At 53.5% G+C, this 20,441-nt stretch carries 18 protein-coding genes; 1 reads left to right on the top strand and 17 read right to left on the bottom strand.

The genetic code is table 11. From position 1 onward, the window contains the following. Positions 1 to 33: 33 nt before the first annotated feature. The 4 genes from C8R31_RS08235 to C8R31_RS08220 are packed head-to-tail and all read right to left on the bottom strand — an operon-like array spanning position 34 to position 2,773. A complete protein-coding gene (locus tag C8R31_RS08235; RefSeq protein WP_107693604.1) occupies positions 34 to 666 on the bottom strand; it encodes a bifunctional 2-polyprenyl-6-hydroxyphenol methylase/3-demethylubiquinol 3-O-methyltransferase UbiG in 633 nt (210 codons plus the stop codon). Between the two features lie 40 nt (positions 667 to 706). Then, complete coding sequence (locus tag C8R31_RS08230; protein WP_107693603.1) at positions 707 to 1,510, bottom strand: DUF2063 domain-containing protein; 804 nt, start codon at positions 1,508 to 1,510, stop codon at positions 707 to 709. Next, positions 1,491 to 2,345 carry a DUF692 domain-containing protein gene (locus C8R31_RS08225; RefSeq protein WP_107693602.1) on the bottom strand — a complete coding sequence of 285 codons (855 nt, stop codon included), beginning with the start codon at positions 2,343 to 2,345 and terminating at the stop codon, positions 1,491 to 1,493. Before C8R31_RS08225 ends, C8R31_RS08230 begins: the two co-directional genes overlap by 20 nt. Positions 2,346 to 2,356: 11 nt before the next feature. After that, on the bottom strand, positions 2,357 to 2,773 hold the full coding sequence (locus C8R31_RS08220) for an EF-hand domain-containing protein (protein ID WP_107693601.1): 417 nt from the start codon (positions 2,771 to 2,773) through the stop codon (positions 2,357 to 2,359). A 466-nt stretch (positions 2,774 to 3,239) separates the two neighbouring features. Between C8R31_RS08220 and dksA the strand changes: the two genes are divergently transcribed. Next, entirely contained in the window at positions 3,240 to 3,662 is a 423-nt protein-coding gene (dksA, locus tag C8R31_RS08215; RefSeq protein ID WP_107693600.1) for an RNA polymerase-binding protein DksA, read from the top strand. A gap of 147 nt (positions 3,663 to 3,809) precedes the next feature. Here the strand turns inward: dksA and pnp are convergent, their stop codons facing one another. From pnp to C8R31_RS08145, 13 genes are all read right to left on the bottom strand, one after another. Continuing rightward, positions 3,810 to 5,915 (bottom strand): polyribonucleotide nucleotidyltransferase, encoded by a 2,106-nt coding sequence (gene pnp / locus C8R31_RS08210; RefSeq protein ID WP_107693599.1) that lies wholly within the window; start codon positions 5,913 to 5,915, stop codon positions 3,810 to 3,812. Positions 5,916 to 6,025: 110 nt separating this feature from the next. Further along, entirely contained in the window at positions 6,026 to 6,295 is a 270-nt protein-coding gene (gene rpsO / locus C8R31_RS08205) for a 30S ribosomal protein S15 (RefSeq protein WP_107693598.1), read from the bottom strand. Positions 6,296 to 6,552: 257 nt separating this feature from the next. Next, complete coding sequence (locus C8R31_RS08200) at positions 6,553 to 7,290, bottom strand: phosphorylase (protein ID WP_107693597.1); 738 nt, start codon at positions 7,288 to 7,290, stop codon at positions 6,553 to 6,555. After that, a complete protein-coding gene (gene shc / locus C8R31_RS08195) occupies positions 7,287 to 9,233 on the bottom strand; it encodes a squalene--hopene cyclase (protein ID WP_107693872.1) in 1,947 nt (648 codons plus the stop codon). Before shc ends, C8R31_RS08200 begins: the two co-directional genes overlap by 4 nt. A gap of 218 nt (positions 9,234 to 9,451) precedes the next feature. Further along, positions 9,452 to 10,231 carry a VacJ family lipoprotein gene (locus C8R31_RS08190; RefSeq protein WP_107693871.1) on the bottom strand — a complete coding sequence of 260 codons (780 nt, stop codon included), beginning with the start codon at positions 10,229 to 10,231 and terminating at the stop codon, positions 9,452 to 9,454. 132 nt (positions 10,232 to 10,363) lie between these two features. Beyond that, the gene (locus C8R31_RS08185; RefSeq protein WP_258192634.1) at positions 10,364 to 13,057 is read right to left on the bottom strand and encodes an MMPL family transporter; all 2,694 of its coding nucleotides are present in this window, start codon (positions 13,055 to 13,057) and stop codon (positions 10,364 to 10,366) included. A gap of 158 nt (positions 13,058 to 13,215) precedes the next feature. Further along, the gene (locus tag C8R31_RS08180) at positions 13,216 to 13,848 is read right to left on the bottom strand and encodes an HpnM family protein (RefSeq protein ID WP_107693596.1); all 633 of its coding nucleotides are present in this window, start codon (positions 13,846 to 13,848) and stop codon (positions 13,216 to 13,218) included. Positions 13,849 to 13,938: 90 nt separating this feature from the next. Beyond that, entirely contained in the window at positions 13,939 to 15,048 is a 1,110-nt protein-coding gene (gene hpnH, locus C8R31_RS08175) for an adenosyl-hopene transferase HpnH (RefSeq protein ID WP_107693595.1), read from the bottom strand. 505 nt (positions 15,049 to 15,553) lie between these two features. After that, a complete protein-coding gene (locus C8R31_RS08165) occupies positions 15,554 to 16,813 on the bottom strand; it encodes a porin (RefSeq protein ID WP_107693593.1) in 1,260 nt (419 codons plus the stop codon). Between the two features lie 208 nt (positions 16,814 to 17,021). Continuing rightward, the gene (gene trpC / locus C8R31_RS08160; RefSeq protein WP_107693592.1) at positions 17,022 to 17,912 is read right to left on the bottom strand and encodes an indole-3-glycerol phosphate synthase TrpC; all 891 of its coding nucleotides are present in this window, start codon (positions 17,910 to 17,912) and stop codon (positions 17,022 to 17,024) included. Positions 17,913 to 17,915: 3 nt separating this feature from the next. Continuing rightward, positions 17,916 to 18,959, bottom strand: coding sequence for an anthranilate phosphoribosyltransferase (trpD, locus tag C8R31_RS08155; RefSeq protein WP_107693591.1), 1,044 nt, complete (start codon positions 18,957 to 18,959; stop codon positions 17,916 to 17,918). Positions 18,960 to 19,033: 74 nt separating this feature from the next. Continuing rightward, the gene (locus C8R31_RS08150; protein ID WP_107693869.1) at positions 19,034 to 19,597 is read right to left on the bottom strand and encodes an aminodeoxychorismate/anthranilate synthase component II; all 564 of its coding nucleotides are present in this window, start codon (positions 19,595 to 19,597) and stop codon (positions 19,034 to 19,036) included. Positions 19,598 to 19,875: 278 nt separating this feature from the next. Then, entirely contained in the window at positions 19,876 to 20,352 is a 477-nt protein-coding gene (locus C8R31_RS08145) for a hypothetical protein (protein WP_107693590.1), read from the bottom strand. Positions 20,353 to 20,441 lie beyond the last annotated feature (89 nt).

Raw genomic sequence — 20,441 nt, 5'->3', positions numbered from 1 at the left:
GTCACATTTGTTTGCACCGGTGCTTGCCCCGCTTTATAGAGCCGCTTTGCGCCATATGCTGGCAAGCCATGGCTGCCGTTCGCGCGGAAGCCCCTCAGGCCGATAGTAATGGGATAGTTCGACAAATCCTGCATCGCCCATGAAGCGTCTCCAGCCCTCGATGTCGTGGTACATGCCGTAACGCCCCTGGTTCCAATATTCCTCGTTACTCCCTCGGGGATTGGAGCTGAATAACACGCCCCCCGGCTTCAATGTGACCCACAGTTCCTTTAATACACGTGGCAATTCGCGACCGGGAACATGAAACAGGGAAGCATTGGCGAATATTCCGTCGAAATACTCGGGCGGTAGAAAGAGCCGAAGAAAATCCTGATGCCATACTTCGCAGCCGCTATAGCTGCGAGCCATCCCGACAAAACGTATGGCACCCTCCAACCCCACTGCGATATGGCCAAGTTCTGTAAAAGCTTTCAAGTCACGGCCCGGACCGCAGCCTAAATCCAGTATGGTGCGGGGCGAGCCGGGCTTGATGTGCTGCAGGAATGTCTTGATATTCTGACTGACGTCATGATCTTTCGTGCCCGCCCAGAATGCGTCCGCACGTTCGTTGTACCGAGCCAGTGTTAGCTCGGAAATTTTTCCAAGGTCCTGCAAATCGGTGTTCATCAAAACGTTTTCACCCCGTCCTCCTGTCCGGCAGCTTTACTTAATCGGGGTTGTCCCAGGTTTCCGGGGGCGCCCCAAGGAGCGAAATCACTGGCTTCATTACCCCCAGTAGTGCGCCGCGTGCCTGCAGGTCATGCATAATGTCCAGTCCACCCTTTATTACTAGCTGCGGCATGGGATGGTTGCTTTCTTCAGCGACTATTTCAAGCGCTGCTTGACCGCTGTATTCGCCAGATTCAAGCAGGTTAATCAGGCGCGCAGTATAGGCGTTTATCTCGGTAAATTGCACTTCGTCGGACGGGCCGCGAAATACCAGCAAGTGGGTCGTTGCGGGTTGAACTTCACCTTGGCCGATACGGTGCACCGGCCAGCGATAACTCAGGTTGGCAAGCACCGGATTTAGTACGGGGCGATGGAGCAACAAGTCGCCTTCGGGTTCAATCGCCTCCCAGTCCGGGACTCGGCTCGATATGGAAAGCACCAGTTCAATCCACTCATAGTGCGCGAGTTCCAGCAAGAACGGGGGGTAAGTAGCGGGTACGGCCTCCTCAGTTTGAAGGAATTGGATAAACTCATCCGGAATCTGACGGAAGAAAGGCGAGCGGCTGCCATGGGTGGCCAGAAAGCTTCTTACGAGTCGCGCCCACTGCTGCGTCCCCAGCACCTCTCTGAGGACCGGAAAGCATGGCAGAAGAAAACTTTCGAGGTTGTTGTAAACAAGTCTCGTGTAGACCGCCATGCGATGCGTCTCAACGCCAACGGGACAGGGGCTGGAGTACGGATCGCGGAGATGGGCGGCGAATGCATACTGGAAGCGTTGAAACTCAGGAAGAGGCGACGACATGGCCTTGATTGGCGTGTTGGCTTTGGGTGACCTCTATGCGTTGGATTTCCCGCACCAGCTCATCAAGAGGGGGAATATTGAAGTCGCGCTCCAGCAACGTGGGCCTTATGCCATGGATTTCATAGGCTTGATCCAATAATGTCCATACGGAGTCAATGACGTTCGCTCCGTGGGTATCAATGATCAAATTCTCGCCTTCATGATGGTGGCCCGCGATATGCATATAAACGATACGCTCCGCCGGCATGGCTCGGATAAATTCGACGGGATCGTAGCCGTGATTAACACTGTTGACGTAGACATTATTAACGTCGAGATGCAGGTCACAATCCGCTTCGGTCAGTACCGCACGAACAAAATCCATTTCGCTCATATCCGCAACAGGAGCCTGCACGTAGTACGAGGCATTTTCCAGCGCGATGCGGCGCTCCAGAATATCCTGAACCTGACGTACACGCGCAGCAACATATTTTACGGCTTCTTCGGTAAACGGTATTGGAAGTAGATCGTACAGGTAGCCGCTGTCGTCAGAACAATAGGAGAGATGTTCTGTATATAAAACAATTCCGTGCTGATCCAGGAACTGACGAATCGAATGCAACAGGGTTACGTTCAGCGGCGCAGAGCCGCCAATCGAGAGGGAGAGACCATGGCAAACAAATGGATAGCTCTCAGTGAAACTGCGCAAATCACGCCCATGCCTTCCGCCAAGACCGATCCAGTTTTCGGGGGCGACCTCGAAAAAATCGATGACGGCTGGGACATGACTCTTCAGCGCAGGAATCAATTCCTGCCGAAAACCCAGCCCCACGCTGGAGACACCTAGGGGCTCCATTGCGCCACGAGTTACTTCTTCATCGGAGCGGGTGAACCGGGGTTCGACTTTCCCCCCCCGAAATTATCGGCTTCGGTTTTGTCGACAGAACCATCGTGATTGGCATCAATCTGGTCGAAGATGATCTCGTGATGCTTCAGAAATTCCTCTTTAGTGACCTTTCCGTCCTTGTTTGTGTCCGCCAGCGACATGCCGCATTTTCCCTCTCCCGCTTTTGCGCCCATGCCCCCTTTTGCGCCCATGCCGTATTTGCCGGGATCGGCCCGATCAGCATAGGCTATCATATAGCCCTTGTCTAAGGACTGCAGGGCAAACGGATTATTGGCGGTTGCCGCATCATCAGCCGCATTGACGACGAAAGCCGCACCCAGGCTGGTGGCAAAGACGGACCCAACCGCGATTGAGATCATAGATTTATGGTGGCGCACGGTACGTTCTCCTCAACTGTGGAAAAAATATTATGTCACAATTTGGTGACGGCGGGACGATTCATGGCACGTCGAAAAGCGGACCACGGCATTCGTTAACTGGAACAACATTGCCTAAATCGGTGCACTCAAATCATTTAATAAAGACGGGCATTTATTTTTATTGAGGGGGTATTCAAGCGGTAAGAATTCTGCAAGAATTCGTGCTGCCTTGTCCGGATGGCATGCAAATGAGTTGACAGAAGTTCTGGAAATTCTTATATATGAGCACAACATCAACCCAGCCTTTATGGAGTTAGCTAACATCCGAGTTAAGCCGGCATTTTTATTTAGGGCCTTTGAATGCAGAAGGATGATGATGTCCCACACTTTTTATCAATGGGTCAAAAAGAACCACAGATCAGTTACTGTATAATCAGTTTTTTTTAGCGTCATCTGTAACGGAATTGGAAGAGGAATACTAAACATGCCGCAAGAACTGTATAAGCAAACCGCCCCGTATAAGCCGAAGAAAGGGGAAAATTACATGAGCCCAAAGCAGCTCATGCATTTTCGCAATATACTGGAAGGGATTAAAGTCGAGTTGGGCCAGGACATAGATCGCACGGTGCACACCATGCAAGATGAGGCCACCATTTTTGCGGATCCTAATGATCGCGCCAGCCAGGAGTCGGATATGGCGTTGGAATTACGCAACCGCGACCGCGAGCGCAAGCTGATCAAGAAGATTGATGAGACTATTGCAAAAATCGATACTGGCGATTATGGCTATTGCGAAAGTTGCGGCATCGAAATCGGCCTGAAACGCCTGGAGGCCCGTCCCACAGCTACCCTTTGCATAGATTGCAAGACACTCGACGAGATAAGAGAAAAGCAGGTCGCTAAATAACCTACTGTCTTTTTTTAGGTGATCCTGACGGATCACCTTCATTTATATGCCCCGGCCTTTCATTGGGGCTTTTGCTTTTTTGGCTGACAAAGTCTTAGGGATTTACTTGGCTGCAAGGCCCTCTGTTCGAGTTCGTATCATCTGCGGCTAAGTCTCTGTGCTGTCTGTCGTCTCCGCCGAAACTGCCTTCATACTCAAACGTAAGCGACCCTTATCGTCAGCTTCCAGGACTTTTACGCGCACCGTCTGACCTTCCTTGAGATGGTCAGCAACGTTGTTGACTCGCTCATTGGCAATCTGGGAGATGTGCAACAATCCGTCCTTGCCGGGTAGCACGCTGACAATGGCGCCAAAATCGAGAAGCTTTAATACGATCCCTTGGTATATTTTCCCGACCTCTACCTCAGCGGTGATATCTTCGATCCGCTTTCTCGCCAGCTCGCCACCTTCGGCGTTGATGCAGGCTATCATAACGGTGCCATCGTCGGTGATATCGATAGTGGTACCGGTCTCTTCAGTCAGCGCCCGAATTACCGCCCCGCCTTTTCCTATCACATCCCTTATTTTCTCGGGATTGATCTTTATTTTAATGATACGCGGCGCGTGTTCCGAAATTTCCTCGCGCTTTGCGGGCATGGCCTCTTTCATGATGCGAAGAATATGCATGCGCCCTTCCTGCGCCTGGATAAGTGCAGCGTGCAAGATATCCTTGGTAATTCCCTGGATCTTGATATCCATTTGTAGAGCTGTAATACCTTTTTCGGTGCCGGCCACCTTGAAATCCATATCGCCAAGGTGATCTTCGTCACCGAGAATATCCGTCAGAACGGCAAATCTGTTGCCTTCCTTGATCAGGCCCATGGCAATGCCCGCCACATGCGCCTTTAATGGCACACCCGCGTCCATCAATGCAAGGCAACCGCCACAGACCGAGGCCATGGAACTCGAACCGTTGGATTCGGTAATCTCGGACACGACCCGCAACGAATAACCAAACTCTTCAGGAGACGGCAATACCGCAACCAGAGCCCGCTTGGCAAGTCGGCCATGGCCGATTTCCCGGCGCTTAGGCGTGCCCACACGACCTGTCTCACCCGTAGCATACGGCGGCATGTTGTAGTGAAGCATGAAGCGCTCGGAATAGTCGCCTTGCAGGGCGTCGATTTTTTGTTCGTCGCGGCCAGTACCTAATGTCGCCACCACGAGTGCCTGGGTTTCACCACGGGTAAAGAGGGTAGAGCCATGGGTTCGCGGTAATAGCCCGTGGCGAATGGTAATGGGACGTACGGTACGCGTGTCGCGGCCGTCTATACGTGGTTCGCCATCGAGAATCTGAGAACGCACGATTTTGGATTCCAGAGCGAAACAATCCTCCTTGACCGCTTGCGCATCTGGCCCATCCTCTGTACCGACGCCCACCTCAGAGAAAACTCTCGTCCATATATTGTCTATGGTTTCCGATCGAAGCTGTTTCTCCTTTATTTGGAATGCCGCCCGTAGATCGGCTTCCGCCAGACTTGCAATTTTTTCAGCCAGCGTGGCTTCTCGCGACGGTGGTACCCAGTCCCATGCGGTGACGCCGGCTTCATCAGCCAACTCATTAATGGCATCAATCGCGACCTGCATTTGCTGATGCCCATAAAGAATGGCGCCCAGCATGATGTCTTCGCTTAGCTCGTTGGCTTCGGATTCCACCATTAGAACTGCTTGCTGCGTACCTGCTACTACCAAATTCAATTGGGTCTGTTTCAATACGGTCGTGGTGGGGTTCAGGACATATTCACCATCGATGTAGCCAACACGGGCCGCGCCAATCGGACCATTAAAGGGAATGCCGGATAGCACGAGCGCCGCAGAGGCGCCTAGCATGGCAGGTACGTCCGCATCCACCTCGTTATCGGATGACAGGACCGTAGCCACAATTTGTACTTCGTTGTAAAAATGATCCGGAAACAGCGGCCGGATAGGACGATCAATCAGACGGGAAGTGAGGATTTCCTTTTCGGACGGTCGGCCCTCGCGCTTGAAAAAACTCCCCGGTATTCTACCGGCCGCGTAGGTGCGCTCCTGATAATCCACAGTTAGAGGGAAGAAGTCTTGCCCGTGCTTGGCATGTTTTGCACCCACCACGGTAACCAGAACCACAGTATCGTCCATGGATACGATTACTGCTCCGTGTGCTTGCCTTGCTATTTCTCCGGTTTCGAGCGTTAGTTGATGAGACCCATACGTTATACTTTTCTTGATTTTCAATTAACTACCCTTTTCGATAAAAACATTTCAGTTCCGCTTCGGGTCAGCCGGTACAAGTGAAACCTGACATGCTCATTCACGTCCCACTATCTCAATCAGGGCTCTATATGCTATTTGCGCAAGCCAAGACGCTCTATTAACGTGCGATAACTATCGGCGCTGCTGCTTTTCAGATAATCCAGCAGCTTGCGGCGACGGCTCACCATGCGCAAAAGCCCGCGGCGGGAATGGTGATCCTTGACGTGGGCCTTGAAATGAGTGGCCAGGTCGTTAATCCGTACGGTCAACAACGCCACTTGCACTTCGGGAGAACCCGTATCTCCAGCGGCTCGTTGGTAGTCGCGTACTACCTGTGCTTTTTGATCGGTTGTGACTGCCATGCTACTCTCCATTACACCTGATGCGAAAGGGCGACATTTTAACCTTTAACATGCTCAACGCTCAAGTAATGTTATATTTTATTTCATGCTGAGGCTAAAGACGTCGAGCGGAAGCTGTAGCCGAGACTGCACCTAAACATGAAACGAAGCAATAACTGGCGGCCATGGTGGCAAGCCGCCAATCTCCTGTTTACCCCAATGGTTAAAATGACTGATGAGTGCTTGAGCGGGCCAAGTGCGACGCCGGCGCCCCTCGTTTAGAAGCTTGCAAGAGATGAGGAGGAGCGCTGTGAAGCGATCCCCATTTGCATCCCGGCAAATCGTGCGACATTTGACAACGTGGTACATGCGGCCCGAGAATCCGCCGCAAGACGCAGCAGCATGCCAACAGTTAACGCTCGACCCAATAACAATGGCAGCAGCCGCGCCAGATCAGCCCTGCCATCGGGGCGGACCGCACCAAGCAAAACTGGCGGAGGGGAAAATTCCACGGGATCGGAGATTGCCCGAATTGCCAGAAATGGGATCCCCGCATAAGCCGCAGCCTCCGCTACCGCTCCGCTTTCCATGTCCACCGCGCAGGCCCCGGTAGCTCTCGCCAATTCACGTTTTGCCGTGCCCGATGTCAGTACGTTGGGGCTAGCAGCCAATATACCCCCAGTGATACTCAGGTGCCCAGGCAACCGCTGCCGCAGGCTCTCACGCCAACTCAAGTCAACCTCCAGCAGACGACCAGCGTGAATGAATTCCGGTAAGACTAAATCCCCTGGGTTTAAGCCTGGCTCCAGGGCACCTGCAAATCCAAAACTCATCAAGGCAGTGGCGCCGGAGGTCCTCAATCCCTCCGCAGCCTTGCGCGCTGCGTCTGCGCCCATTCCGGAAAGCCATATCGCTCCATTCTCCCCAAGGCCAATCGGTGCATTGAACGGCAGGCGGCGACGGGTAATGCAGCGAGCTTCGACTCGCATTGCCGTGACAATGCCGACGCCCCTCACGTAAATGCTTTCCGGGTCAGCGCATGGTATCTGGTCAAAGCCCACAAGGGGAAGTATTTTGCATACCCGTAGTATCTGAGGTAAAAAACGCGGGGGAAGCCTGGCGCGGTAAACCACGGGTCGTGCCACAGTCCGTCAGCGTCCTGGGTGTTCAGCAAGTATGCGATACCCCGGTTCACTTCCTGACAGTTCGCTTCGCCTGCTGCCATCAGACCCAGGAGCGCCCACGCGGTTTGAAATGAAGTGCTCGTCTTGAACTGGCCTGCCTGCTGCGGTTCGAAATATGTATCGTTGCTTTCGCCCCAGCCTCCATCATCCCGTTGCACCGACTTAAGCCAAAGTGCGGCGCGGCGAATGGCGAGATGACCCGTATCAACACCAACCAACCGGAAAGCTTCGAGCACCGACCAAGTGCCGTAAATATAGTTGCTTCCCCAGCGCCCAAACCATGCGCCGTTGGGTTCCTGTTCCGCGTACAGATAGGCAAGGCCTCTCTGTACTGCCTCCTTGTGCCGGGACTCTCCATGCAAGGCCAGGAAACCGGTACATCTTGCCGTCACGTCGCTGGTCGGCGGATCGAGCAGGGCACCATGATCCGCAAACGGAATTTCATTCAGGTAGTAATAAGTATTGTCGGAGTCAAATGCGGCAAAACCACCATCACGCGACTGCATCCCGGCTAGCCAGTCCGCAGCTCGGACAATGCTTTGGTTATAGGCTGCGGGATCCGCTTGCTGCAGAGACCATGCTACCGCCGCGGTATCGTCCAGATCGGGGTAATGGGGATTGGTGTATTGAAATGCCCAACCTCCTCCCAAAAGTCCAGGATGCTCTACCTGCCAGTCCGCAGGTGCATCAAGTATCTGATTAGGTATAAGCCAATCTAGCGCCTTTCGGATCGGCTTCTGATCCGCATTGATACCTTCTTGTAATGCGAGGCACGCGAGGACAGTATCCCACACTGGTGATGCACAGGGCTGGCACCAGACACGCTCGCCTTCGTCCACCAGCAGTTTACGCAGGGCGCCGCGGCATTGCTCCCGATATGGATGCTCATATGGATAGCCCAGCAATGCCAGCGCCTCCCCCGCGTTGACTATCGCGGGAAAGATTCCACCCAGGCCGGAATCTCCGTTCAGCCGCTCAATGGTCCAGCTTTCCGCGCGGCGTAGCGCGTAACGACGCAGCGGCTTTGGGATGAGCGGTTCAAATAATGAAGCGGTACGCTCGATGATCAAAAACAGCCGATTCAGGCGAGTGCGCACCGGGAAATAGTCCCGCTCTTCCTCGGGTGGGGTCGTAAACAGTTCCTGAATATGTACCTGGCGCGGATTGACCGCGCGCGCTTTCAAGCTGCACAGGATGGAAAGCGGTACCATTACGGCGCGAGACCAGTACGCAACCTTGCTGATGTGAAATGGAAACCACCGAGGCAACAAAATGATCTCCACCGGCACGAATGGAACGCCGCGCCACGGGATCTGACCATACATCGCAAGCAATATGCGGGTAAACACGTTCGCCCGTGCTGCGCCTCCATGTTGGATAATGGCTGCACGAGCACGCAGCATATGGGGCGCATCTGGCGAGTCTCCGACAATCTTGAGGGCGTAATACGCCTTTATAGTACAACTCAGGTCGAATGCGCCCCCGTAGTATAATGGCCAGCCGCCATGCTCAAGATCCTGCTTTTCACGAATAAACCGGGCGAGCCTGATCTCAAGGTCCGCATCCACGTCATCCATGAAGTGCATCATCAACACGTACTCGGCGGGTATTGAGCAGTCCGCCTCCAGCGGGAAACACCAATGCCCGTCTTCATTTTGTAACGAAAGCAAAGCATCGCGCGCGGCAGCCAATCCGTTTTCCAGCATTGTGGTACCCGTTGAATCCGGGTACCGATCTTGCGAAGACAACATCGCAGCACCTTCGAATCTTTTCATTTTTTTACCTACGTTCCTTGCGGGTGAATCAGGATGCAACCTATCCATATGGTCATCAGAATAAATGCTGCCAGCTACGTTTTTATTCTGCAGATCGCGTACCGGGCGGATGAGTGGCCCAAGTTACGGTCCTTAACCATACAAACTTCCTATCAAAAAAACGCGATCATGCTCTCTAACCAGTTCGATTATTGCCCTTATTAAAATAATTGCTAGCCTTACGACGGTGGTTTAACCGTCCGTTCGCCTTGAACGGAATCAGCTTCTACTGGGTCATCGTAATTTTCGGGCGGCGGATCGCCGTCATAGATCAAATGCTTGCGTTGTTGCAAATATCCCTCTCGCACAAATAAATAAGGGTCCAGGGCAGCCTGGTCGCGGATTCGCATAGGGCCGGACAATCTAGCCCGCCTGTCAATAATGCTTAAAACTGTGACGGGCGCCACGACAGCAGAGCCTGCAACCGACCCCGCATAAAACAAAAGATTGCTGAAAACACTTACCGGAATACCGGGCGCATCACGATATGTGCTCGGCCCGATCAATGGCACGAATAAGTAAGATCCGGTATTGACCCCCCACACCCCCAAGGTCTGGCCAAAGTCTTCATCATGTTGCGGTAGTCCCATGGGGGCCGCCATATCAAAGAGCCCGCCCAGGCCGATCGTGGAATTGACGACAAACCGCAGACTGTCCTCAAATCCCTGTCGGACTTTTCCCTGCAAAAAAGCGTTAAGAATAACGTTGGGGTAGGCTAAATTGTCATAAAAATTTCCGATCGAGCGTTGCATGCGGTTGGGAACGTACTTTACATAGACGTCTGCAACCGGCGCCAGAACTGCCCGATCGACCTTATCCGTAAAATCATAAAACTTACGATTCGTTTTTTCGTTTGGATCGACCGGATCAACGCCAGGGTCGGCCGGGTGCATGGAGGCGCAACCAGTAAATAATAGAGCGCTGGCTAAAAACAGGCCGATTGTCGCGTTGCGCGTCATGATGGATAAGAGGTAGTACAAACCTTGATAATCTAATGATCCTGCGAAAAAACGAATTTATCGACGTGGTAAATCATCACAAGGTGCGAAGTATAAACAAATTGCTAAACTAGCGCACAACTTCGCAAGTAATCATGCTCTGACCCCTTGTGCCGGCGTCCGCAGCAATACGGGCAATATCGCAAGCGTGCAGACCAGGGTAAAAGTCAGCCCTACGGTGAGCATTATCCCCATGCTGGCGGTTCCCTGATGCGACGAAAACATCAGGCTGGCGAAGTCGACCAGGGCAGTCAAGGCACTGTAGAAAATGGCACGCGCAGTGCTGGTGTGAATCAGAACCTCGCTCACCATCTCGTTATTCAGACTGCGGTGCACCATATGCAAGCTACTATCGATACCGAGACCAAGCAACAATGGTAATGCAATGATATTGGCGAAGTTGAATGGCACACCCAGCAGGACGGTGAACGATGCGGTGAATAAACTGGATAGCAAAAGCGGCAGCAGCACTAAGATGGTATATTTTAAACTGCGCAGCAATATTAGCAATATTATGATAATGCCGACGAGTGCCAGCAGGAAGGCCTGCACAAACGCCTTCACCACAGCCTCTCCTGCTTCCAGACTCACCATGGGCGCACCGGTGGCGTTAGGGGCCACTTGCTGGACGGACCGTACAAAACGCCGTAACGCGTCGTTATCGTTGAGATCTTCCGCCGGGTAGATCGCTACCCGGTATTCTCCAGTGGTCGGGCTATGCCAGCGGTTGATCAACTCCACGGGCAGGTCGTCCTCTCCGAACGGGGCAGCTTCAGTTGCAAGACGGAGGCTCTGCAGGGCGGTGGGTAACGTTACGAGCAGGTCATCTTCCACCGAATTAAGCAGTTTGCCCTGCTCGTCCTTGCTGGCGATGTCCAGCCGTGTAAATAGGCTGGCAAGCGATGATTTCAGCTTGCGTGCGGTTTCTGTCGCGGAATGATCAGGATGCGCTTTAATAAACCGATCCAGTGCCGCAGCCAACGCATTTAGTGCATGACGCTGCCGTGCCGCGATGTCGCCAGGGGGCGGTTCGGGCCGGGGCGAAATCGCTATTGGTCCCATCGTAAGTGCCATTTCCTCGATAAGCAGGAGTTTTTCCTCTTGTTCCGGCGGCACAAAATCCTGGATTGTAATCACCTTGCTTACTTCCGGAAGCTTGGCGAGGCGCGGGGCTAAATCTTCGGCTTCCTTGCGCTCCTTCACCAGCGCAATCGAGTGCCAGGGTGAATCCTCAGCTTCGGCGATAAGCTCACGGAACGCCTGCACCGCATCTCCGGTGGGGTCCTGCATATTTAGCAGGTTGTAATCAAACCTCACCTGAGGCAAGATCACAAGCGCGGCAAGGGCAGCCGCGACGGTGGCGGCGTAGGTTACCCTGTGCCATTTCAGGGACAGTTCAAGCACCTTTCCGACAGAACTCTTGGGCATCGATTCCTTGAACTTTGGTTGCGGCAGGCACCGCAGCAGCGCCGGCCCGATGGTCAAGGTAACCAGGAGACTTATTATCATGCCCGTGCCAGAGATAATACCCAACTCTGCAACGCCGCTAAAATCGGTGGGTATAAATGCATAGAAGCCGATCGCGTTGGTAATGGTACAGGCCGTTAGTGCGGCGCCTGCATCACCGCCGGAAACCCGTATGGCCTCATCTGGCGGTGGACCGCCTTCAAGGACCTCACGATACCGCAGCAGAAAATGTATGGCGAAGTCCGCGCCCAAACCGATATAGAGCACCGCGAAGGCGATGGAAATCACGTTCAGGTGACCAACTGCCGCGGTGGCAAACGCCGCTGTAAGCAGCAAACCCATCGTCAGGCAGACCAACACGTTGATGATCAGCCCACCGGTTCGCATGGCAAAGTAAAGCACCATCCCCACCATCACGAATGTAATTATTCCCGCGATTTCCATTCCGCTCAGGGAGCTTTTGAGTTCTTCGCCGGCTAACGCTGCCTCGCCCGTAATATGCAATCGGATCGGCCCACCTTCCGTTATGCCAACATCTCGCGCCGCGGCGTGCAAGGCGGTCGTGGATTGCTCGGCTGGAAGTAGCTGAGAGAAGTCGAGTTTTGGCTTAACGACGATTATTTGCTTGTATTTGTTCTTTTGTGCTTCGTCATTGAATAGCGATTGCCATGACAAGGCTCTGGACGATCCTTCAATGCGCGCATCCAACGTTGCACTTACTCCTCCCATGACGGGGCGGAGTTCCATGCTGCGTCCCTTATTCATCTCGTCAACTGCGCGCATAAGCACGTCAGCAAAAGCCGGCAAGGTGGGATCGCGAGCGATATGGGCAATAAGCGGCTGTGCCGCGGCAATGCGATCAGTAATTTGCGCCAGCTCCGGAATACTTTCGTAGAGCAAGCCATTTCGTACAAAGAAATCCTCGGCCGTTGGCGCGTAGATATCGTGAAAATTTGTGGTGTCTGTCTTCAGCCGCTCAGTGAGACGTTGAGCCGTCGTGCGAGCTTGCTCGGGTGTGGGGGCCTCCACCACCAGGAGCATGGTGTCGATATCCTGCGGAAATGTTTCGTTGTAATGCTTCATGTTGACCCGAAACGGCAAGTGCTCGGATAGCATGTCTGTGGTATCGGTATTCATCCCGAGGTTGCGCGAGACGTATATGCCGCAGGCAACCGCGACCAGCAGGGCCGCAAGAAGAACCCAGGCGCCGTGACGGTAGGAAATGGTAGACCAGCGCGCAAAAATTTCATAAGTGCGGCTGGGAGAAGCTTTGGTGGGTGTGGTCATGCCTTGGGAAGCAATTCGAAACGATCGATCCATGACGCAAGTACAAGCTTTTTGAATAAGCTCTATGTATGCGCTGTATGCGCGACAGCAGCTTTAAGGGATGTGACGGGCAAAAGGCAAAGCGCTTGGCGATCCTCCTGGGAGGCAATTGTCGGCCCCACCCGAGAAGTCGGGTTGAGCGTCATAATTGTCTAATCTTGTTCGGTCTGGGCGACTTTTTCCTTGAGCATATCGATTAGCCCCTGAAAGCCGTCGCGCTGAAGGATGGCGCGGTATTCCACCCGTTTTAGCGCAAGATCGCTGACCCCATCAGCAAGGACATTGACGATACGCCACCCGTCTTTCGTTTGGCGGAGGACATAATCGAAACGTACGGGCGGCTCCCGACCCGACTGGACGAATCGGGTACGCACCATGACCTGATCGCGAGGCATATCCTGTTGCTCGATAAATTCGAAACGCTCACCCTCATGACTTTTAAACCAGCCTGCATAGGTGCCAATGCTGAGTTTCCGAAAAACATCAGTGAAGACGCGCTGCTCCTCGGCGCTAAGCTGGGTCCAATTGGCTCCAAGCGTGGTCCGGGCAATAAAGTCGAGATCGTGAGTTTGGTCAACCGCCTTAGCCAGCAAATCGAAACGGCCTCGGTAACCCAGTTTCCCGCCCTCACGCATCGACTTGATCAGTGACTCTTGCAGGTAATTCACCACCTGCTCCGGGCCTGGTCGCTCCTGCGCTTCAGCCCATGAGGCTGGCACGACCAGTAGCATCACTACCAGTATCGAAAGTTGAAATACGGACTTGATTAAGCGCAGAATCCTCATAGTGAAAGCCTTTCAAACAAGTGCGCTCATCGCCATCAAAGCCGTGGCAAGCTACTACACCCAGCGCTTTGAAACATAAATGCAGCGCCGTTATCGTTGAACCTTAACTGGAATACCCGCAAGCGTTTTCGGGAGTTTCGGCTCTTCGTTTTCCCAAGCCGGTGAAGGCTCGGCGACCATCGGGCCAGTCGTTTTTGGACCACGGATGGAGGTGAGCAACGCCTTTACCGGGTGCTGCATCATGTCTTCAACGGCAGTGGCTTCGTAACCGCAATGGGCCATGCATTGTGCACATTTAGGATTACTACTGTTTCCGTATTTGTCCCATGGCGTATCCTCCAGCAGTTCCTTAAAGGTCGCGGCATAGCCTTCATCCGAGAGCAGATAGCAGGGTTTTTGCCACCCGAAGATGTTACGCGTGGGGTTGCCCCATGGGGTACATTGATAGTTCTGGTTGCCGGCGAGAAAATCAAGATAAAGCGAAGAATGGTTCAATTTCCAATTGCGCGTCTTTCCGATCTTGAAAATCCCCCGGAATAGATTCTTGGTATCTTTTCCTTTAATAAAGATATCCTGCCTCGGTGCGCGTTCATAGCTGAATCCGGGCGCGATGGTCGCGCCTTCAATACCCAGCTCCATGGCGTAGTCGAGAAACTCTGCCACATCTTCCGCGGTTTCCCCCTGAAAGAGGGTACAGTTCACGGTGACTCGAAACCCTTTCGCCACCGCCAGTTTTATCGCCTCTACCGCCCGCTCAAATACTCCATCCTGGGCAACCGAGGCATCATGGCGCTCTTTCAGGCCGTCCAGATGGATGGAAAAAGTTAAATAAGGAGATGGGGTATAGTCGTCGATCCTCTTCTTCAACAAAAGCGCATTCGTGCAGAGGTACACATATTTCTTCCGGGCGATGATTCCCTCAACGATTTGAGGCATCTCCTTGTGTATTAGCGGCTCGCCGCCGGGAATGGAGACCATGGGCGCGTCACATTCATCAACGGCATCCATACACTGTTGAAAGGACAGGCGCTGGTCGAGGATATGGTCGGGATAATCTATTTTGCCGCAGCCTGTGCAAGCCAAATTACATTTGAACAGCGGTTCCAGCATTAAAACCATAGGATATTTTTTTACTCCTCGCAACTTCTGCTTCAGCAGATAAGTGCCTACCGCGATCTGTTGACGTAAAGGAACTCCCATGTGCAAACCCTCCAGAAAACTTCAATACACTGATTAATGGCGGACGATAACCGCCCGGTTTCTCGTTTTTTGATTAACCTCTATATCCCGGACACTTCCGTACTGCGATACCGGCGACGACCTGATCCACGTAAAGGCAGTTAGGAATCTACCAATAACACATTCAATCCGGGCATTAATGGGCCGTCTTATCCGACTGTCATGCCATTACCGACAGACGGCGTTATACCCATTCTCCATTTTTTTGGTGAAACACTTGCGACGCGTCAGCATATTAGCATGTCTACCCGGCAAACTAAACACACAACCTCTCCGAGGTTAAAGGCCGCGCTCAATCCTTCCAAGCAATGAAAAACTCATTCTGAAGTTGTAAAAAAACAACCGCAACAGAATCTCCTGGCGCAAAAGATCTTGGGGTTTTGATATATGAACATTGAATATTGCCGAAAAAGAACCTAAAAAAATGGGGCGCCTCAGCGCCCCATTCTTAACTGTCACGTCTCAATTAAAAGTTGTGACGAACACCGATTGTGTAGGTTGCGCGGCTACCCGTTGCATAATTCGGCGCAGTGAAACCGGTTCCAGCACCCAGATTATTCACGGCGGCACCGTTCGGGTTATCCACATACACGTGCTGATAACCACCGAAGACGCTGGTGCGCTTGCTCAGGTTGTGAATCGCACCGACGGTAAAGCTATCCGCGTTACGTGCAGCCGCGGAATTGACACCACCCGCATGGGCCTTGGTCATACCGCCTTGAGCGACCAGGGTGGTATTGCCCCATCTGTACTGCGCGCCAGCATGCCAAATGTTACCGTCGGCACCCCAGTTCATCGCAGAATTACACTGGCCGGAGACGAGGCCGGTGTCGAGCGGGTTGGCGGTCAACGAAGAAGCGGTGGTACAGGTTGCAGAGCCAATGGCATTGTTGATGTTTTCATATTGACCGGAAAGCTTGAAGTTTTCCCAGACCCATGCAGCGCCAACACGCCATACTTCTTCAGTCCGGAGCCCTATGCTTTTTTGAATGTTATTGGCATTATCGCGAGAGTAGCCGCCGAAGATGTCGAATCCCATGCCCATGAAATCCACATGGTATTTAGCTGCAGCCTGGCCGTCGAATTCACCGTTTCTGCCGCCGGTGTTGCCATTGCTACCCAAGCCACCAGGTGCAAAGCCGGAGATGATGCTTCCCTGTTGAAGCGGATTGAGACTATTCGCATCGCCAGGCATCAGGATGGCTGCAAAGGAGAAGCCTTCGATGGTTGCGGAATCGAAACGGATCGCGCTGTTGACAAAACCGTTAGCACCCGAACCCATACCGTTGGCGCCCCCGGACATCGTGCCGCCCGCGCCATTGGCTTGCAGGGTGGTATAGGCAAACGGATCAATCGTCATGCCGCCGGCGAAATCCTTGAAGGGAGATTGAACACGGCCGAATTTAACATCGCCCCACTGATTGCTGGACAGCCCGACCCACTGCTCACGGGGAGTCGTGGCGGAACCGGAGCCGGCGTTCAGACCCATTTCCAGACGAGCATTCGCTTTCAAGCCGTTCCCCAGATCTTCAGTAATGTGCAGACCCCAACGGGAGGAGCGGGAGTTATCTTGGAGCGACCCTTGGCTAGGTTGGCTGGCAAAGTCGACGAGGCTGTATTCAGCTTGTACCCGACCAAAAATCGTGACGTTAGTCCCCTGAGCGGATGCAACCACCGGGGCCGCGAGTGCACCAGCGACGGCGAGTGCAATCAGTTTCTTTTTCATGTGGAAAATCTCCTTTAAAGTTGAAACGGTGGGGGCCTCTCACCGACCCTATTTCGGTGGAGTTTATCCCGCTGCTTGGACCTCTCTAAATGAGAGGGTTGAGAGATTGTGCCTAACGCGGCTACACCTAGCAAGGAAATAAAGAGAGTTTCGGGATATGGAAGAGGTATGTGTTGCTTTTTTGCAACAAATACTTTCGGCTCGGGATTCAAATGGATGCGCCGGCTTTGCTTCGCGGTGCGGCGCCTCCGCTTGGGTCAGACGACACCCCAAATAATCGGGCCAGCTCGATGCCTGGATCAGCGGCCCGCATGAACGCCTCGCCTACGAGGAAAGCATGGACCTGATGAGCACGCATGAGGGTCACATCGGCTGGAGCGAGTATGCCGCTCTCGGTGATGACGGTTCGTCCCGCAGGAATCCTTTTTAGCAATTGCAAGGTTGTATCCAGCCTCGTTTCAAACGTGTGCAGATTGCGGTTATTGATTCCGATCAAGGGGGAAGCCAATTGCAATGCAAGTTCCAGTTCGGCACTATCGTGGACCTCAACCAGCACTGCCATCCCGAGCATGCGGGCGCATGATTCCAGCTTGAGCATCCGGGAGACGGCTTCCTCATCTCCCCAATTCTCTCCCGCCGGGCCAGAGGGATTGCGGAAAGCAGCCACGATAATCAGGATGCAGTCTGCGCCCATTGTCCGGGCTTCGACCACCTGATATTCGTCAATCAGAAAATCCTTGCGCAGAACCGCCAAATCACAGACAGATCGCGCCAGTTTCAAATATTCCGCGCTCCCGCTGAAAAATTGCTCATCGGTTAACACGGAGAGACAGGCTGCGCCGTTCTGCGCATAGCTCAGGGCAATGGCAGCCGGATCAAACTGCATGCGCAAAACGCCCTTGCTTGGACTCGCTTTCTTGATTTCGGCGATAACGGCCGGCAAACCCGCGTCAATTTTTTTTCGCAGGGCTCCAGCGAAATCTCTAGGTGGTGCAACAGATTCCGCCGCACGGCGAAGCGTAGAGAGGCCGCATGCCGCCTTCGCAGTCGCAATCTCCTGTTGCTTGACGGCTAGAATCTCTCGCAATATGTTAGCCATCGACTACTCCAGAGCGACTCTATCGCGGTTGGAGAATTCGACGAACTGACGCAGCTTAGCCCTTGCCGCGCCACTTTCTATCGCTGCCCGGGCTTTTGTTATGCCTTGCTCCAAGGAACCTGCTGCACCCGCGACATAAATTGCCGCGCCTGCGTTAAGAGCTACGATATCCAAAGCGGGCCCGGGCTGATTTTCCAGGACGGATATCAGCATTTCTCTGGAGTGAGCGCTGTCTCGGGCTTGAATCGTTTCGATAGCGGAACGCCTCATGCCGAAGTCTTCCGGGGTGATGGTGTATTCAACCACATCGCCGTGTCTGAGCTCACTTATACGTGTATCGCCAGCGATCGTTATTTCGTCCAGACCGCCTTGCCCGGTCGTGCCATGCACCACCATAACATGATGGCTGCCCAAGCGTTGTAGCACTCGCGTGAGGAGACCGACGAGATCGGGGTGAAATACGCCCAGAAGCTGGTTTTTTGCGCCCGCGGGATTCGTTAGCGGCCCCAGGATATTAAAAAGGGTACGCACGCCCAGCTCTCGCCTTACTGGCGCCGCGTGCCGCATTGCACTGTGGAAGTTGGGCGCAAACATGAAGCCGAGGCCCGTATTTTTTATATTCTCCGCAATTTCCACCGGCGTCTGATTAAGATTAACGCCAAGGGCCTCAAGCACATCCGCGCTCCCCGACTTGCTGGATACCGAGCGGCCGCCATGCTTCGCCACATGGGCGCCGGCCGCGGCGGCGACAAAGGCCGCCGTCGTGGATATATTGAAGGTATGAGCCGAATCTCCGCCGGTGCCGCACGTATCCACAAGATGGCGGTCATCCAGCACCTCCATCGGGGTGGCAAATTCTCGCATCACCTGGGCAGCGGCAGCGATCTCGCCGATCGTCTCCTTTTTGACGCGCAGCCCGGTGAGGATTGCGGATATCAGCGTGGGCGATAGTTCCCCCCGCATGATCTGTCGCATGAGCGACAGCATCTCGTCGTGCAAGATTTCACGGTGCTCAATGATACGTGCCAGCGCTTCCTGCGGTTTCATGTGGGGTCCTTTCGGGGACTGTATCAACCAGTCCTTTCTCGGTATGTTTCAGCTCCGCCGCCGAAATCAATTTTTTATTGATTCAGGAAATTCGTGAGCAATTTGTGACCATACTCGGTCAGTATGGATTCGGGATGAAACTGAACTCCTTCTATGGCCCGGATTTTATGACGAATGCCCATTATCTCGCCATCTTCGGTCCATGCAGTTATTTCCAGGGAATCGGGAAGACTGTCCCGCTCGATAACAAGCGAATGATAACGGGTTGCGGTAAACGGATTTGGCAGACCGCGAAACAGGCCGGCACCCGAATGAAAGATGGGAGAAGTTTTACCGTGCATGACCTGTTTCGCATGAACGATCCTACCGCCAAAAGCCTGGCCGATGCTCTGGTGGCCGAGACAAATGCCCAATATGGGAATTTCACGATTATACGATGCGATAACCGGCATCGAGATGCCTGCTTTACTTGGTGTGCATGGACCGGGGGAAATGACAATGCGAGCCGGCTTCAGCCGCACGACCTCGTCGGACGTAATCTCATCGTTCCGAAATACGACCACATCCTCCCCCAGTTCGCCGAAATACTGAACCAGATTGTAGGTGAAGGAATCGTAATTATCGATCATCAGCAGCATAGGCGAGATAGCGAGAGCACGGGTACCGAGGTCCTGCTTATACCCGTGAAGTTTGCGAATACGGGTAACCGCGAGGAATCCGATATTATCCCTGCTCGCAGGCGCCCGGGCAAGGGTAAAGAAACTGGACACGGGCGCTCGAAAATGGCGGGGCACTCCCCGTGCGGATGCGCAATCCGCCCCTGCATGAGAACATTGCTGTCTTTGTTTTTTAGATTACCCTACCTGCGAGGCAGGTCTTGCGCGCGAGAAGAGGGAGAAAGCGCAGGCGTTGCGGTTTATTTAACACGCTCAATCGCTGCGAGGAGTTCGTCGTCATCCATCAGCGCCAGTACCTGTATTCCCGCGCGCAGCAGGTAACTCTTTTTTATCGGCGTGCCCTGATCGATGCAACGCTTTTTAAGCGCAACAAGCTGCTTGTGCTCGCTTTCGGGAATCGAGTAACTGTCGCGCTGCAGTTTAGTTTTCTTTGGTGCCATCGCGGTATTGGCCGCCGCTTTATCTGACTTATCTGCCTTATTTCCCTTGGCTGACTCACTCGCCACTTTCGCCTGTCTCACGGGCCTGGGCGGCTTTTCATTCTCCGGGACGCTTTGACTGCTCTTTACTGGGGCTTTTGATTCAGAACTCTTGGCAGCCACCGCCTTGTTCTGTTTGGGCGCCGGATTACGCGTTCGTTTTCGCGGCGCCACGGCTTCCTCATCTCCCTTGCTGGCATTCAATTCGACACGCGCCTTGCGTGATGTTGTTGTCATGTTTTGTTCTCCTGGAATCAATCGGGATCACACTCGTGGGAAGTATAGTACTTTTATATCTGTTGCCAATTCGTTTCGTACGTTTAATG

The organism is Nitrosospira sp. Nsp2, assembly GCF_003050965.1.
Lineage (GTDB): Bacteria > Pseudomonadota > Gammaproteobacteria > Burkholderiales > Nitrosomonadaceae > Nitrosospira.
Note: the sequence above shows the minus strand (reverse complement) of the source record. Positions and strands in the feature narration are given on the sequence as shown.